The organism is Lactobacillus sp. (assembly GCF_014803895.1).
Genome location: NZ_JAAVAU010000005.1, coordinates 73,889 through 89,496 on the forward strand (window position 1 = coordinate 73,889; position 15,608 = coordinate 89,496).

Annotated in this window: 16 protein-coding genes; 12 read left to right on the forward strand and 4 right to left on the reverse strand. The window is 33.5% G+C overall.

The features are described from left to right. Positions 1-34 precede the first annotated feature (34 nt). On the reverse strand, positions 35-1,045 hold the full coding sequence (gene gap / locus HDR40_RS02570) for a type I glyceraldehyde-3-phosphate dehydrogenase (protein WP_290626226.1): 1,011 nt from the start codon (positions 1,043-1,045) through the stop codon (positions 35-37). A 133-nt stretch (positions 1,046-1,178) separates the two neighbouring features. Here gap and HDR40_RS02575 point away from each other — a divergent pair, with 133 nt between their 5' ends. Then, positions 1,179-2,057 (forward strand): LysR family transcriptional regulator, encoded by an 879-nt coding sequence (locus HDR40_RS02575; protein ID WP_290626228.1) that lies wholly within the window; start codon positions 1,179-1,181, stop codon positions 2,055-2,057. Between the two features lie 51 nt (positions 2,058-2,108). Here HDR40_RS02575 and HDR40_RS02580 read toward each other — a convergent pair whose 3' ends face one another. Both HDR40_RS02580 and HDR40_RS02585 read right to left on the reverse strand, forming a co-directional pair. Beyond that, complete coding sequence (locus tag HDR40_RS02580) at positions 2,109-2,756, reverse strand: MBL fold metallo-hydrolase (RefSeq protein ID WP_290626230.1); 648 nt, start codon at positions 2,754-2,756, stop codon at positions 2,109-2,111. Continuing rightward, positions 2,756-3,415 carry a DsbA family oxidoreductase gene (locus HDR40_RS02585; protein ID WP_290626232.1) on the reverse strand — a complete coding sequence of 220 codons (660 nt, stop codon included), beginning with the start codon at positions 3,413-3,415 and terminating at the stop codon, positions 2,756-2,758. Before HDR40_RS02585 ends, HDR40_RS02580 begins: the two co-directional genes overlap by 1 nt. 138 nt (positions 3,416-3,553) lie before the next feature. Here HDR40_RS02585 and HDR40_RS02590 point away from each other — a divergent pair, with 138 nt between their 5' ends. Continuing rightward, positions 3,554-3,886: a winged helix-turn-helix transcriptional regulator gene (locus HDR40_RS02590; protein WP_290626234.1), complete on the forward strand. Its 333-nt coding sequence runs from the start codon at positions 3,554-3,556 to the stop codon at positions 3,884-3,886. A 214-nt stretch (positions 3,887-4,100) separates the two neighbouring features. Further along, positions 4,101-5,408, forward strand: a complete 1,308-nt coding sequence (locus HDR40_RS02595) for an NCS2 family permease (protein WP_290626236.1) — start codon at positions 4,101-4,103, stop codon at positions 5,406-5,408. 54 nt (positions 5,409-5,462) lie between these two features. On the opposite strand, the gene HDR40_RS02600 is transcribed toward HDR40_RS02595, so the two are convergent. Further along, a complete protein-coding gene (locus HDR40_RS02600) occupies positions 5,463-6,200 on the reverse strand; it encodes a MerR family transcriptional regulator (protein ID WP_290626238.1) in 738 nt (245 codons plus the stop codon). A 156-nt stretch (positions 6,201-6,356) separates the two neighbouring features. Here HDR40_RS02600 and HDR40_RS02605 point away from each other — a divergent pair, with 156 nt between their 5' ends. The 9 genes from HDR40_RS02605 to HDR40_RS02645 all read left to right on the forward strand — a co-directional run bounded on the left by HDR40_RS02605 (position 6,357) and on the right by HDR40_RS02645 (position 15,313). Next, positions 6,357-7,670 (forward strand): NCS2 family permease, encoded by a 1,314-nt coding sequence (locus tag HDR40_RS02605; RefSeq protein WP_290626240.1) that lies wholly within the window; start codon positions 6,357-6,359, stop codon positions 7,668-7,670. A gap of 88 nt (positions 7,671-7,758) precedes the next feature. Then, positions 7,759-8,172: a peptide deformylase gene (locus HDR40_RS02610; protein WP_290626346.1), complete on the forward strand. Its 414-nt coding sequence runs from the start codon at positions 7,759-7,761 to the stop codon at positions 8,170-8,172. Positions 8,173-8,233: 61 nt separating this feature from the next. Then, positions 8,234-9,049 carry a helix-turn-helix transcriptional regulator gene (locus tag HDR40_RS02615; RefSeq protein WP_290626242.1) on the forward strand — a complete coding sequence of 272 codons (816 nt, stop codon included), beginning with the start codon at positions 8,234-8,236 and terminating at the stop codon, positions 9,047-9,049. A gap of 248 nt (positions 9,050-9,297) precedes the next feature. Then, the gene (locus HDR40_RS02620) at positions 9,298-11,499 is read left to right on the forward strand and encodes a hypothetical protein (protein WP_290626244.1); all 2,202 of its coding nucleotides are present in this window, start codon (positions 9,298-9,300) and stop codon (positions 11,497-11,499) included. Position 11,500: 1 nt separating this feature from the next. Next, positions 11,501-12,154, forward strand: coding sequence for an ABC transporter ATP-binding protein (locus HDR40_RS02625; protein WP_290626246.1), 654 nt, complete (start codon positions 11,501-11,503; stop codon positions 12,152-12,154). Between the two features lie 123 nt (positions 12,155-12,277). Next, positions 12,278-12,709, forward strand: a complete 432-nt coding sequence (locus tag HDR40_RS02630; RefSeq protein WP_290626248.1) for a CopY/TcrY family copper transport repressor — start codon at positions 12,278-12,280, stop codon at positions 12,707-12,709. 12 nt (positions 12,710-12,721) lie between these two features. Next, positions 12,722-13,099 (forward strand): cupredoxin domain-containing protein, encoded by a 378-nt coding sequence (locus HDR40_RS02635; protein ID WP_290626250.1) that lies wholly within the window; start codon positions 12,722-12,724, stop codon positions 13,097-13,099. A 1-nt stretch (position 13,100) separates the two neighbouring features. Next, positions 13,101-13,388 carry a cupredoxin domain-containing protein gene (locus HDR40_RS02640; RefSeq protein ID WP_290626252.1) on the forward strand — a complete coding sequence of 96 codons (288 nt, stop codon included), beginning with the start codon at positions 13,101-13,103 and terminating at the stop codon, positions 13,386-13,388. After that, positions 13,388-15,313 carry a copper-translocating P-type ATPase gene (locus HDR40_RS02645; protein ID WP_290626254.1) on the forward strand — a complete coding sequence of 642 codons (1,926 nt, stop codon included), beginning with the start codon at positions 13,388-13,390 and terminating at the stop codon, positions 15,311-15,313. Before HDR40_RS02640 ends, HDR40_RS02645 begins: the two co-directional genes overlap by 1 nt. Positions 15,314-15,608: the final 295 nt, after the last annotated feature.

Sequence of the window (15,608 nt, forward strand, 5' to 3'; positions counted from 1 at the left end):
AATTTAAAATAAAAAGTACTACTGTTTCCTTTAACTAAACGGTTTGTGCTAAAACATCTAAAGTACGTACCATTTGAGAAACAAATCCATTTTCGTTGTCGTACCAAGAAACAGTCTTAACAAGTTGCGTATCCCCAGCTGTAGTTACTTCAGTTTGAGTTGGATCAAATATTCCACCAAATGTAGTACCTACAATATCGCTAGAAACAATACCATCATCGTTATAACCAAAAGATGGATTATTTTCAGTATACTTCTTAATCGCAGCATTAACTTCTTCCTCAGTAACCTTCTTATCCAAAACAGTTACTAATTCAGTTTCTGATCCATCACGAACTGGAACACGCTGAGCATGACCTTTAAGCTTACCGTTAAGTTCTGGAATAACTAATCCAATTGCCTTTGCAGCACCAGTTGAATGAGGAATTGTGTTTTCTGCGGCAGCACGTGCAGCGCGCACATTACCTGCAGGACTATCTTGCAACTTTTGAGAGGATGTATAAGCATGAATAGTAGTCATTGTACCTGCTTTAATACCAAATTCCTTGTTAAGGTAATAAGCAAGTGGTGCTAAAGAATTAGTGGTGCATGAACCTGCGGAAATAATCTTATCATCAGGAGCAATCGTATCATGATTAATGTTATATACAATTGTCTTCATGTCACCAGCTGGTGCGGAAATCAAGACTTTCTTTACTCCTGCATCAAGGTGAGCCTGTGACTTTTCCTTTGAAGTATAAAAGCCTGTACTTTCAATTACCAAATCAACACCATCATTATTTACCCATGGAATTTGACTAGCATCCTTATAAGCATAAACAACAATCTTTTTACCATCTACATATATTGCATCTTCATCAGCCTTAACATCACCCTCAAAAGTACCATGAATAGTATCATACTTAAATAGATGAGCAAGCATCTTAGGGGAAGTTAAGTCATTAATTGCTACAACTTCAATATTTGGATTGTTAACTTTAAGAATTCTTCTCAAAGTTAAACGACCAATTCTTCCAAAACCATTAATACCAACTTTAACAGTCATCTTTATTACCTCTTTCTATCATTCTGTTAATCACTTACTTTTTACAAGTTTATATTACCTGGAATATTTATCTTTGAGAATAAACAAGTTAGAATAAGGGGTATAACTTTTAGTTAACTATAGAGGTGAAAGTATGATAGATTCTTTAAATATAGACTTACTCCAAGTCTTCATAACCGTTAGTGAACATAATAGTATTAATAAAAGCAGCGAAATCTTACTTTTATCGCAGCCAGCTATCAGCAAAAAAATTAAGCAACTTGAAGAATATTTTGATACAAAATTATTCACTCGCACACCGCAAGGTATGAAATTAACTCCTACAGGGAAAACATTTTATTCTAAAGCTAAAGTTGTATTAGAAGATTTTCAATCTCTACATAATATTGAAAAAGAAGACACCCCACTATCAAAAATTAGAATTGGATCACTCGATAATATCGCTTCAATTCATTACCCTGATTTCTTTAAGACAGCTCTGTTTAAAGCACGTTCATTAAAACTCTCCAATGAAGTACTTGACTTGGTAGATCCCTTTAATGAAGAAAAAATAGATTTAATATTTCTTGATTCCCAATTTTCTCGTTTATTAACAATTAACTATGAAGAGAAATTTTTATATTCAGAACCATATGTAGTAGTCTATTCAGATAATAATCAAGTTTTAAAAAATACTAAAAAAGATATTTTAACCAGTCAAGATTTGCAAAAATTAAATCTTATTATGCACCCCAAATTATGCCCAGTTCATGATAAATTAGTATCTATTTTTACTGAATCAAGACTAAGCTTGCCAGAAATTTACGAAGTAGATTTTGTAGAATCTCGTATTTCCTTAGTCGCTATTTCTGATTTAATCACGATTTTACCCAAATCACTAGCAGAGAGAAAAATTCAAAATAATTCTAGTTTGCACCTCAAAAAATTAGACACTCCTTTTATTAGAAACGTTTCTATTTTTGGTAATAATAAAGTCAATTTAGATAAAATTTATCACTCTATCGAAAATTAACACAAAAAAACGAAATTCAAAATGAATTTCGTTTTTTATCTATTAGCTTAATCAGCAAAAAATCCCATATTCTTCTTCTAATAAATCACGTACCTCTTGGACTGTCATCGGAGCTGTATGTCCATTAAATAAGTAAGTATCGTTAGGTAATTTACAAATTTTATTAGTAATTGAGTTTAAAATTTCCTTTTCATCACCTTTTGGGAATTCAGTTAAGCCGATGTCATTGTTGTAAATCATATCTCCAACTAAAGCAAATTTATATTTTTCAGAATAAAAAATCTGTGAATCGGGTGTATGTCCCGGCGTAGTTATACATTTTAGAGAAAAACTGTTTTGATACCCAGATATTACTTCTCCATCATAACTATATTCAATACTACTCGGCCATTTTACATGTTGATGATACCGAGCTGCTAAGTTTAATTTATCATTATCCATAAAGCCAACAGCATTTTTATTCATCACAACAGGTACATTCAAAGCATCGGATACTTCAGCTGCAGCATAGGAATGATCAAAGTGTCCATGGGTAAGTAAAATTTTATCAATTATCCATCCCTTTGTACGAACTTTATCTATTAATTTTTTAGGTTCCGCACCAGGATCAATTAAAAATCCATGTTTAGTTTCTTCATCAATAAAAAAGTAACAGCTAGTTTGAAAAACATTTACAACTGGTTGCATTAATAATTGCATTATTTTTCCTCGATTGCTTCTTTTTCAAGAGCTTCTTCAATTGCCTTTTTAAATACTTCTTTAGGCTGTGCACCCATATAGCCCTTGCTATCAATAACAATGAAAGGTACAGCATGAACCCCATTACTTTGAATAAAGTATTCATCTGCTACAACTTTATCATGATAGTCAGTACTCTTTAACAACTTCTTTACCTCTACTTCATCAAGACCAGCTTGAGTTGCTATATCAATTAAAACATCATGATCAGCCAATTTTCGGTTATCACTAAAATATGCTTTAAATAATAAATCTGACAACTTCTTGGTTAACTTTGGATCATTTTTAGTATCTTTTACCCACTGGGTAAGACGATGTGCATCCATAGTATTGGTATTCAAAGTTGAAGCATACTTGAAATCTAAACCTTCACCTTTACCCATTTGTGAAATTCCTTCAATTTTATCAGCAGCTTCTGCCTTAGTTAGACCATACTTAGCTGCAAATCGATCTAAAGTTGTTTCTGTAACTTCATTTGGAGCATCAGGGTAAAGTTGAAATGCGTGAAGATCCCAAATTACTTTATCTTCTACACCTAACTCATCAATAATATTCTCAATTCTTTTATCTGCAATGTAGCAAAACGGACAAGCGTAATCTGACCAAATTGTAATTTCCATACGTACATACCTCACTAAATTTTTATTTATCTTGATTTACTTATTTTTTACAAGTATCATTTTACATGTAGATATGTATTATACAAGTATGCACTTTTTTATTACCTAGTATCTAAAAAGTAACTAATGGAGGAAAATATGGACGAAGAAGCATTATCAAAATTTAAACAAATTGATATGGAAGGATTTAATCAGGCCTTGTCTTTAATATCAGGTAAATGGAAAATGAATATTCTTTTTGCGCTTTCAAAATTGGGCACAATGAGATATGGCGAAATTAATCATGTCTGTGGTCGGATAACTCACAGAGTTCTATCAGAAAAATTAAAAGAGTTAGAGAGTAATGGACTTATTATGCGAAAGGTATATCCAGAAATTCCTCCTAAAGTTGAATATTCTCTAACCAAAAAAGGAAAAACCCTTCTTCCCATCTTGCAAGATATCTGTAATTGGGGACAGGATAATTTTTAATAATAAATTTTAAAGATTAATACACGCAATTGTTAATATACAATTTGCGTGTTTTTATATATGGCAAAATGATAGCCTTTTCATAAATATAATTAACTATGCTTTATTGCTCTATATTGATAATTCGTGTTTACAAATAAAAATATGAATGATAAACTATTTTAGTATTGTTATTACTTATAAAACACGAACATTTTATTATTTGGAGGAAAACATGGACTTTATTAGTAAGTACTTTAAACTGGATAGCTTAGGTACTAGCATAAAAACTGAATTTATCGCTGGATTAACTACTTTCATCAGTATGTCATACATTCTTTTTGTTAATCCTAGCGTTTTAGGTGCTAGTGGGATGAATACCGGTGCCGTTTTTACTGCTACTGCTCTTTCTGCCGCACTTGGTACAGCAATTATGGGGATTGTGGCTAACTATCCAATTGGGGAAGCACCTGCATTAGGTATTAATGCCTTCTTTGCTTATACCGTTTGTATAGGAATGAAAGTATCTTGGCAAACAGCTTTAGCTAGTGTATTTGTAGCTTCCATTATCTTTATTATCATTACAGCTTTAAAGTTACGTGAAAAAATTATCGATTCTATTCCAGCTGACTTAAAATTTGCCATTTCTTCTGGTATTGGATTATTTATTGCTTTCTTAGGTCTTCAAAATGGTGGTTTAATTGTTGCAAATAAATCAACTTTAGTTGGATTAGGCTCTCTTCACAACCCACTTGTCTGGATTACAATTTTTGGACTTTTTGTAACTATTATCTTAATGATTTTAAACGTTCCTGGTGCTATCTTTATAGGAATGGTCGCTGCGTCAATCTTCGGTATCTGTACTGGTCAAATTGCTCTTCCACATAAAGTAATTTCAATGGCTCCTAGCCTAGCACCAACTTTTGGCCAAGCTGTTTTTCACTTAAAAGATATTAATTCACTTCAAATGTGGGTAGTCGTACTTACCTTCTTATTGGTTACATTTTTTGATACTGCTGGTACCTTAATTGGACTTGCTCAACAAGCAGGTTTCATGAAGAATAATAAGATGCCACGTGTTGGTAAAGCACTAGCTTCTGACTCAACTGCAATGTTATTTGGTTCACTATTTGGTACTTCTCCAGTTGGTGCTTATGTTGAATCAAGTGCTGGTATTGCTGTCGGCGGTCGTTCAGGATTAACTGCTGTCTTTGTCGCAATCTTCTTTTTAATTTCAATGATCTTTAGCCCATTATTGGGAGTCTTTACTACACAAGTCACAGCACCAGCGCTAATAATTGTTGGAGTTTTAATGGCTCAAAATACTGCTCATATTCACTGGAATAAGTTAGAAATTGCAATTCCTTCATTCCTTATCTTGATTGGAATGCCCCTTGCATATAGTATCTCTGATGGTCTTGCTTGGGGAATGATTACTTATCCAATTTGTATGGTTGCTACCAAACGTGGTAAAGAAGTTACTCCAATGATGTGGGTATTGTTCGTTGTTTTCATAATTTTTCTATGGGTGTTAAATTTTTAAAATCAATCTATTCAAAAGTGCCTCAAATGAGGCACTTTTTTCTTACTAAAAAAACTAACGAATCACTTCTAAACAATATGATTTTTTATTACAGTGCGGACAACGCAACTTTCTAAAACGTGGGGTATGAGCTGCAAAGAAAAATTGCTTAAAAGTTGGAATGAATTTAGTTCCACAATTCGGGCATATATAAGCTACGCAATCATAATATTTCTTTGCAAGCATAGTAGAAAATATTAACAAAATTAGTACTAATATTCCTGCCATCACTTTTCCTAAGAGAAAGTGATGTTGAAGCAAGATATTAGTTATCAACATCATTCCAATAATTTCAAAGACTAAAATTCCAATACTAAAATAAATAGTTCTTCTTCTAAGCTGCGCAAGTTTAGTGTTCTTTTCCATAATTGCCGTAATGTCAGAAATCTTTTCTTTCTTTAATCTCCGCTTATGTAGAATTTCTTTAAAAACTAGTAATTTTTTCTGCTTCTTCTTTAAATTTTCAATTTCATCCTTATTATTGGCTATTTCCTGGGTAATTAATAATTCTAAGGATTGACTACTATTCTCTTCAGCAAGCAAGTGTTTAATTTTTTGAACTGAGAATCCTAAAGAGCGTAAATACAAGATTACTTGTAAATTTTCAATCTCATTTTCACTATAGATACGATAGCCATTTGTATCAATTTTGTTAGGTACGATGAGCTTTTTTTGCTCATAAAATCGTAACGCTCTAGGAGTCGTTTTTAATTTTTTAGCTACTTGCCCAATAGTATATTCTTCTTTTGACATTACTCTTCCTCCCTTCAATTTTTAAAATACAGTCTTACCTAAGGTAAAGGTCAAGCAAAGAAATTCATTTTTTCTAAAATCAGCTTAAATTTTTGTGCTACACTAGTAACAATTAAGCAATTAGTTTATACAATAATTTAATAATCGGAGGAAAAAATGCAGACATTGAACAAAGTCTTTCATTTACAAGATGCTCATACCACTGTCAAACAAGAGTTAATTGCCGCATTAACTACATTTGTCAGTCTCTCCTACATCTTATTTGTTAACCCTAATATTTTAAGCGCTTCTGGAATTCCAAAGGGAGCTGCTTTTACAGTTACAGCCATTGCAACTGCTATTGGTTGTTTGCTTATGGGGCTAATAGCTAATTATCCTATTGCACTAGCACCAACCCTTGGTAGTGCTGCCTTTTTCTCATATACTGTATGTGCGGAAATGCATATCAATTGGCAAACTGGTTTGGCAGCGGTGTTAGTTGCTTCAATTTTATTTATTTTGATTACTGTTTTAAAACTACGTGAAAAAGTTATTGATGCGATTCCGCAGGATTTAAAATACGCAATTTCAGCTGGTATTGGTTTATTTATTGCCTTTATCGGTTTACAAAACGGTAAATTAATTATCGATAATAAGTCTTCTCTAGTTGGATTAGGTTCATTTGCTAACCATGATGTCTGGATTACCCTATTTGGTCTAATTTTGACAGTAATTTTGATGTCTGCCAAAGTTCCTGGATCAATTTTTATCGGGATGATTATTACTGCTATCTTTGGCATGATTATTGGTAATATTCCGATGCCTCATGGTATTATCTCAAGTCCACCAAGTATAGCACCAACTTTTGGTCAAGCTATATTCCATTTAAAAGATATTAACACACCCCAACTTTTCATGGTCGTCCTCACCTTCTTATTAGTTACCTTTTTTGATACCGCAGGTACTTTGATTGGAATGACGCAGCAAGCTGGCTTAGTTGATAAAGATGGGAAAATTCCCCGTATTGGTAAAGCCTTTGCTTCTGACTCATTGGCTATGGTCGAAGGCTCAATTTTAGGTACGGCTCCACTTGGTACTTCTGTTGAATCTAGTGCTGGTATCGCTATGGGTGGTCGAACAGGACTAACCGCAATCTTTGTTGGTACTTTCTTCTTGATTGCAATGATTTTTAGTCCACTTCTTCAAGTTATTCCTACCACAGTCACAGCTCCAGCATTAATTATCGTGGGAGTCTTAATGGCTTCTAATCTTAAACATATTGACTGGGATAGTTTTGAAATCGCTGTTCCATCATTCTTAGTAGTTGTAGGAATGCCTCTTACTTACTCTATTTCTGATGGATTAGCACTTGGAATGATCGCCTATCCAATTACAATGATTGCTGCTAAACGTTATAAAGAAGTAAGCCCAATGATGTATATCCTATTCATTATATTCGTGGTTTTCTTCTTAATAACTAATATGGCATGATATTTTTAAGATAATAATTAAGCCTTGTACGGTATAGTGCAAGGCTTTTATAATGAATATAAAAATACGTTTTAAAGAAAGATTAATTATGACTCAACAAAATATTATTCATGATGTAATGCTATTAAGCCAAAAATCTACTCCCGCAACTCAAGTAGATATTCAAGCTGCTAATGATCTACGCGATACCTTAGTCGCAAACAGCACCCGTGCTGCAGGACTTGCTGCAAACATGATTGGGATACATAAGAACATCATTGCCTTCTTCGTGGGGCCTCTTCCAATGGTGATGCTTAATCCCAAGATTATCAAAAAGACTGGTGAATATACTACCAGCGAGGGATGCTTGTCACTTGAAGGACAGCGTTCGACTAAGCGCTACAAGGACATTACTGTTCAATATGATAACTTAAATTTTGAAAAACAAACTCAGAATTTCACTGGCTTCATAGCCGAAGTAATTCAACATGAAATCGATCACTGTAATGGTATTTTGATTTAGATTTAGAATGATACTGCTTAAGTTAAGTAGTATCATTTTTGTTTAGAAAGAAGTTGATTAAATGACAATTGGACAAATACTAAAACGTGAACGTACCAGATTAAATCTTACCCAAGAAGAAATGGCTGGAGATATTTTATCCCGCAGTTACTATAGCAAAGTTGAAAATGATAATTCTGAAATTACTGCTGATAAATTGATCAAATTATTGAAGTTTCATCAAATTAATATTTCAAGTTTTATTGAAAGTTTAAACAATACTAAAGCAACTTCAAAAGACTTTGAAGAAAATCTCTCTAACCAATTAGGGGATGCTTTTTATGCTCAAGACCTCGATAAAGTAAAAAAAATAAAAGATAAAATTGACCATTCTAAAGTTTCTGATGAACTAAAGCTGCGTGCTATTTTAGTTATTGCAACTTTGACTAACAATTTCAGCGATATAGATGTCATCACCAAACAAAAAATTCAACAACTTTTATTCATAGATAATTGGACCGATAATCAATGGACTTTGAAATTATTTGGTAATTCAATGCAGCTGTTTTCTTCACATTATTTAGATATTTATATGTCGCAAGTTCTGCGAAGATATCAAAATATTTCTGAATTTCCATTAAAAATACAAGAAAGAATCTGTACTATGTGCATTAATTATTTATTCAATACTTATCAGACTCCAAATACAGTGGTATGGAAAAAGATATCAAAACTTCTAAAAAATACTGCACAATATCCTTCTCTAAGTATTTATCGCATAATAGGACTCTATTTTTTTGCATTCCAAGAAGGAGACACCACTACTACTGAAAATATTTTAAAAATTTTATCTAAAAGTGGTGATACACGTGTAATTCCTCTACTTCCCAAATTCTGAAACTATTGCTGCTCATATATGAGCAGAATATTACAAATAGAGGACATGCTCTTTATAATAAAGTTAAGTTTAATAAATATAGAAGGAAATTAATTATGGTAGTATGGGCTTAGTCAAAGCGGTCATTATTCCCACCGTACTTCTGTCAACGATGTAAATAGTGGCTGGAAGAAGAAAGGTGTCCTGGCTGAAGCAAAAACTTGGACTAATCCTACCAAAAGAGTAGAAGCATACTGAGATTGCAGATAATGAAAACTAAAAGCAAAAATTTAAAGCATACTCATCTCATCGGGTACGCTTTAATCATAATTCAAACCATTTTAATTATCCTAAGTTCACTCACTTTTTTAGCAGATAAATATGAAAATCAATGGCAAGATTATTTAAACAACCAAACATCTTACAATATTTATCTAAATAATATTTCCGTTAATAAAAAAGATGAGGTAATTGACTATCTTACCTCCGAAGCTGAAAAGAATAATTTTTTACTTTTGAGAAAAGACAATATTGGAGATTCTTTTTCTCTTGGGGTTGCAAGGGATGCTTCTAAAGTTGAAGACTATTTCGAATTTTATGGGCGTTCAATTTTAAAGAGTAACTCTTTAACCAGACTTCTTCACTCTAATAATGAAAATGCAACTTTAGGTTTAGGAAGAGGTTCAATTAATCAACTAGCCCCAATTTATAAATTTCCTTTTTCCAATCAAGTAATTATTTATAAACTACAAAAATTTAATCAATTAGCCAAAACAATTTCAGGACAATACCAGCTAGTTGGTCTATCTTCGACAAATACATATAATTCTATCATTAGTAATTTGGCTAAAATCACATCTTTGCATCAAAGTGACTTTACTAGTGCTAAATCAGGAAGTGCCCAAGATACTGGTTTAACTACTACCTTCTTAATAGGCGGAATACTAATAACAAGTTTGGGAATATTCGCTTACTTCTTTGTTTATTTACTCTCATCATTAAAAGAATTTGGAACTTTAATTTTATTAGGATGGTCCAAAAAGAATATTCTTTATGCCCGTTTTAAACCCTTTTTAAAATTTATTATTTTCTGGGGAATATTATCTTCGATTATTCTAAGTGTTTATTTTGGAAGAATTTCTTTCTTTACATTATTTATTTTAACTTTCTTCCTAGCATCCCTAGTTAATATCGCTCTCCTAATCATTATTTATCTGATAGATTCTTTGCTTATCCTCACTTTAAAAAATATTTCCTTAATCAAGGGACGCTACCCTAAAACTATTCTCTATTCTTTCATCGCTGGAATTTATCTTTTAATTAGTGGTGTTTTACTAACAGTTTCTATTTATATTGATGGTCCAACTAAATCTATAGTTGCTAACACTCAGCAAGCTCTACAGTGGCATAAAGTTGAAAAAATGGTCATTTTAAAAAGCTTTGATTCCGGTAAAGATGGCCCAAGTTCTCCTGGAGATCCTTCTTCATCTTTATATCACGATACACTAAACTTTTATAAAGATATTGCTGATAAAAAAGGTGTTTACTATATCAGTTCTTTTTATAGATCTAAAGACTGGATTTCTGATAGGCTTTTATATAAAAAAATGCCAACCAAGCCGTTCACTATTTTAACGGTTTCACCAAATTATCTCAAAAAGATCAACTTTTTTGTCTCTCCTTCTATCTTGACCAAAGCAAAACACGGACTTAGGATTTTTTACGTACCTGATACTTATTCATATAAAGAACAAAAAAATCTCAAAGTTTTTCTCAAAGATTTTGTTACTGATGGAATAAGTAAAAGTGATGTTCAAACTACTTTTAGCAAAAATAAACAAGTAGCGATTGTTCTTTATCATCCTAATCAAGATATTTTTTTATGGAATAATGAATCAACTGAGCCATCTAATGGTAAAACACCTATTATTGATATACTCACACCAGCCAATATGACTTATGAAAATATTGGAAATATTCAAACTTCAGGTTTAGAAAGTCCATTAAAATTCCAAAATCAAAAAATTGCTAAAAGTATTTTTACACCACAGCGCCTCCAAAAGTATCATTTGGAAGACAATATACGAACTTATACAACTATCTCTAGTTATATTGATGGTGAACAAAAAAATCTCTGGGAAACATTAACCCTCTTCGGGATTGTGCTAATTTTTCTAATGGGAATTCTTTGCCTCTTAATTATCGTGTTAGCTACGGCTTACAAAACTATCAACCAGCAGCAAATTGCTGTTAAAAAATTTCTAGGCTTTAATTTCAAACAAATTTATGGACTTCCACTTTTATTCATTACTCTTACTTCACTTATAGAAATAGTTATTATTTTAATTGCACGCAGTAAAATAGGAATTCCAATTATTTTAATTACTTTTTTAATAGAATTAATCGTATTTTATTTTTACTTATCTCGAAATCAATTTTCGGATATTATCAATCAATTTAAGGAGGAATAGGATGACAAATTATGCTGTCCAAGTTACTCACCTAACTAAGAAATTTGGTACACGTACTATCTTTGAAAATCTGAGCTTTAAAATTAAAGAAAAAGAATTTGTGGCATTCGTCGGTCCTTCCGGATGCGGAAAATCCACTCTACTTAATATTCTCGGATTATTAGAATCTAGCACTGCTGGTAGCTTCTCGCTCTTAAATGAATCCGCTCCATCTATTAATAGTAAAAAAGCTACTATGTGGCGCCGAGATGTAATTAATTATCTCTTCCAATCTTTTGCGCTTATCCCCAATAAGTCAGTTAAAGATAACTTATTACTGGCTATGCATTTTATAAAATCTTCTTCTCATACTAAAAAAGAAAATATTTCCCAGGTACTCAAAGACTTAGATATTTCGTATCTTTTAAATGAGCAAGTATCTAGTCTATCTGGTGGAGAACAACAAAGAGTTGCCCTTGCTCGAACAATATTGAAGCCTGGAAAAATTATTTTAGCAGATGAACCGACAGGTTCCTTAGATGAAAAACATGCTCAGCTTGCTTTTGAAGAAATTGAAAAATTACGTTCTAAATATGGTAAAACTATCTTAATGGTCACTCATAATCTTAAGCAAGCTCAGCAATGCGATAAAATTATTAACTTAGCCAATTTTTAAATGACAAGACATAAAAATTAAATAAAAAAGTTAGCCGAATACTAACTTTTTTTATTTATTTTTTCGTTGACAAATGTAACCAAAGTTGTTATAGTTACAAATGTAAACGAAAGGAGCAACTTTATGGCTCACTATTTAGAAACTAATATTTCTGACAGTGAATGGGAAGTAATGAGAATCATCTGGACTCTTAAGAAGGCCTACACTTCGCAAATCATCACTGAATTACAAAAAAAGAATGATTGGAGTGACTCAACGATCAAGACCTTAGTACGTCGACTCATTCAAAAGGGATTACTTAAGACCGAAAAAGATGGTCGTCGCTTTATCTACTTACCAACTGTTTCTCAAATTGAGATGATGAAAAAAGCAACCAACGAACTCCTCAACAAGCTCTGCGATATGCACAAGGGGGAAGTAATTCTGGAGTTGTTAAAAAAATCACCTATCTCTAAAGGTGATTTAATTGAGATGAACGATGTTATCGTTGAAAAAGAAAAAAGCGCACCTGAAATGGTACCTTGTAACTGCTTAGAAGATAACACTATTTGCTAGGAGGCATGAATAATGAATATTGGTGAAATCAGTGCCATTGTGATTGGCCTAATATTAATTGGCTTTATTATTTGGTGGTTCTTTGGTAAACACCAAGAAGCTGCTGGTGAAAGTACAGTCGTCAATGATGAACAAACTGCTACAATTGTTGTAAATGGGGGCTATTCACCGGCTACTATAGTTTTAAAAAAGGGCATTCCCGCTCAAGTTAACTTTGATATGCAAGACTCTACAGCCTGTTTATCACACGTTGTCTTTGAACAACTTGGTGTTAACAAAGATTTAACAAAACAAAAAATTACTACTATCGACATTCCCACTGATAGAGCTGGCACTTTCAATTATGCTTGTGGAATGGACATGTTTCATGGAAAGGTTATCGTAAAATAAAATGAGTATTTTTTCTAAAAATCAAACCAAAAAAGTTATTGTAAATGCAGAAAATCACGGTTATAAACCAGATACTATTACTTTTAAACAAGGAAAACCTGCACAATTAAAATTTATTGCATCTGACAATATGGGATGCATGAACGAAGTTGTCTTCAAGGACCTTAACGTTGATGACAAACTTGATGGTAAAAAAGAAATTACAGTAAATATTCCTACTGACAAGCCTGGAACATATGACTGGGCTTGTGGAATGGATATGTTCCATGGGAAGGTAGTTGTTAAATAATGAAGCTCACTAATATTCAACGCTTCTGGATTTCATTTGTACTATCAATTCCAATGTTGGTGCAAATGTTCACTATGCCATTTCACTGGATGATGCCAGGGTACAACTGGATTGCCCTTATCACCACAACGATTATTATGGCAATTAGTGCTGCACCTTACTGGAAGAGTGCAATTGGGGCATTCAAGAAGCATCATGCTAATATGAATACTCTCGTAGCTGTCGGAACGGCAGTCGCCTATTTCTATAGTATCTTTGCCATGATTACAGGTCGTGCAGTTTACTTCGAAAGTGCTGCCTTTGTAACAGTCTTCGTTTTACTTGGGGATGCCATGGAAGAAAAAATGCATGACAATGCATCCGACGCTTTAGGCAAATTAATGGGACTTCAGGCGAAAGATGCCGAAGTTCTCAAAGACGGCAAATTCGTCAAGGTACCACTTGATCAAGTTCAAGTTGGCGACCTCATTCGTGTTAAGCCAGGTGAAAAGGTCCCCGTTGACGGTACAATTACTGAAGGTAGTACAACCTTGGATGAATCGATGGTGACTGGTGAAAGTATGCCTGTGATTAAAAAAGTTGGTGACACTGTTGTTGGTTCAACTATCAACAGTAATGGTACGATTACCTTTAAAGCTACCAAGGTTGGCTCTGACACCATGCTTGCTCAAATCGTCGATTTAGTTAAAAAGGCACAGACTAGTCACGCTCCAATTCAAAACTTAACTGATAAGATTTCTAATATTTTCGTTCCTGCTGTTTTAATCATTGCTATCGTAACCTTCGTGGTATGGTACTCCTTCTTAGGAGCTACCCCAGTTGAAGCAATGCTATTTGCGGTAAGTGTGGTCGTAATTGCATGCCCATGTGCTTTAGGACTTGCAACCCCAACTGCCTTGATGGTCGGAACTGCTCGTAGCGCCAAGATGGGTGTTTTAATCAAAAATGGTGAAGTTCTTGAAGAAGTTAGCGACCTAGATACTGTAGTTTTTGACAAGACTGGAACTATCACTGTTGGTAAGCCACAAGTTACTAATGTTGTTGGTGATGAAAAGCAAGTTATTGCTGTAGCTGCTAGTCTTGAAGAATCCTCTGAGCACCCATTAGCAGCCGCAATTTTGAAAAAAGCTGAAGAAGAAAATATTACCCCAGTTAAGGTCAAAGAATTTGAAGCTATCGAAGGTAAAGGTGTAAAAGCGTACTACAATGACCAAGTTGCTTTCGTTGGTAGTGACAGATTGCTTGAAGATATAGATATTTCCCAGAAAATGTCCACTCAAGCTTCTACCCTACAAAACCAAGCTAAAACTGTTGTTTATGTTGGCTTAAATGGCAAAATAATTGGCTTAATTGCCATTCAAGATGCTCCTAAGCCAAGCTCTAAGCAAGCAATTTCTGAACTTAAAGCACGTGGTCTCAAAACCGTAATGCTTACTGGTGATAATGAAAAAGTTGCCCAAGCTATTGCCAAGCAAGTGGGAATTGATCAAGTAATCGCTGGCGTACTTCCTAATGAAAAGGCCGAGCACATTAAAGAGCTTCAACATGGTAACCACAAAGTTGCCTTCGTTGGCGACGGTATCAATGATGCCCCTGCCCTTTCTACTGCAGATGTCGGAATTGCGATGGGTTCTGGTACTGATATTGCCATCGATGCTGGTGGTATCGTCTTAGTTCAAAATGACCTCCGTGGTGTAGTTCGTGCCCTTGATATTTCTAAAAAGACTTTCAACCGAATCAAACTCAACTTGTTCTGGGCTCTGATTTACAACACGATCGGTATTCCAATTGCAGCGGGTGTCTTTGTGGCTGTAGGATTTGAACTTAGTCCTGAGCTTGCGGCACTAGCAATGGCCTTCTCCTCCGTTTCCGTTGTAACGTCATCATTGCTTTTAAATAAGACTAAAATTGCTGAAACAAATTAAAAATCAAAAAATACTGGTAATCAAGGTTTCATAAAATTAAGCCGAGATTACCAGTATTTTTATATATTATAAAAAAAGTATGATTTTTCATACATCATAACTTGCCGGATAGAAGACTAATTGGCACAGACAATAGTTATTCCCTTACAATTATGACTATCTTCAAATTGATCAACTAGATCTTTCTCTTCATCCTTAGTTGCAAGCAATTGTAATTCCTTTAAAGCTTCCATAATAATTTCCTCCTAGATACAATCAATATTAAATTTCTTTAATATTGATTGTATTATAGTTT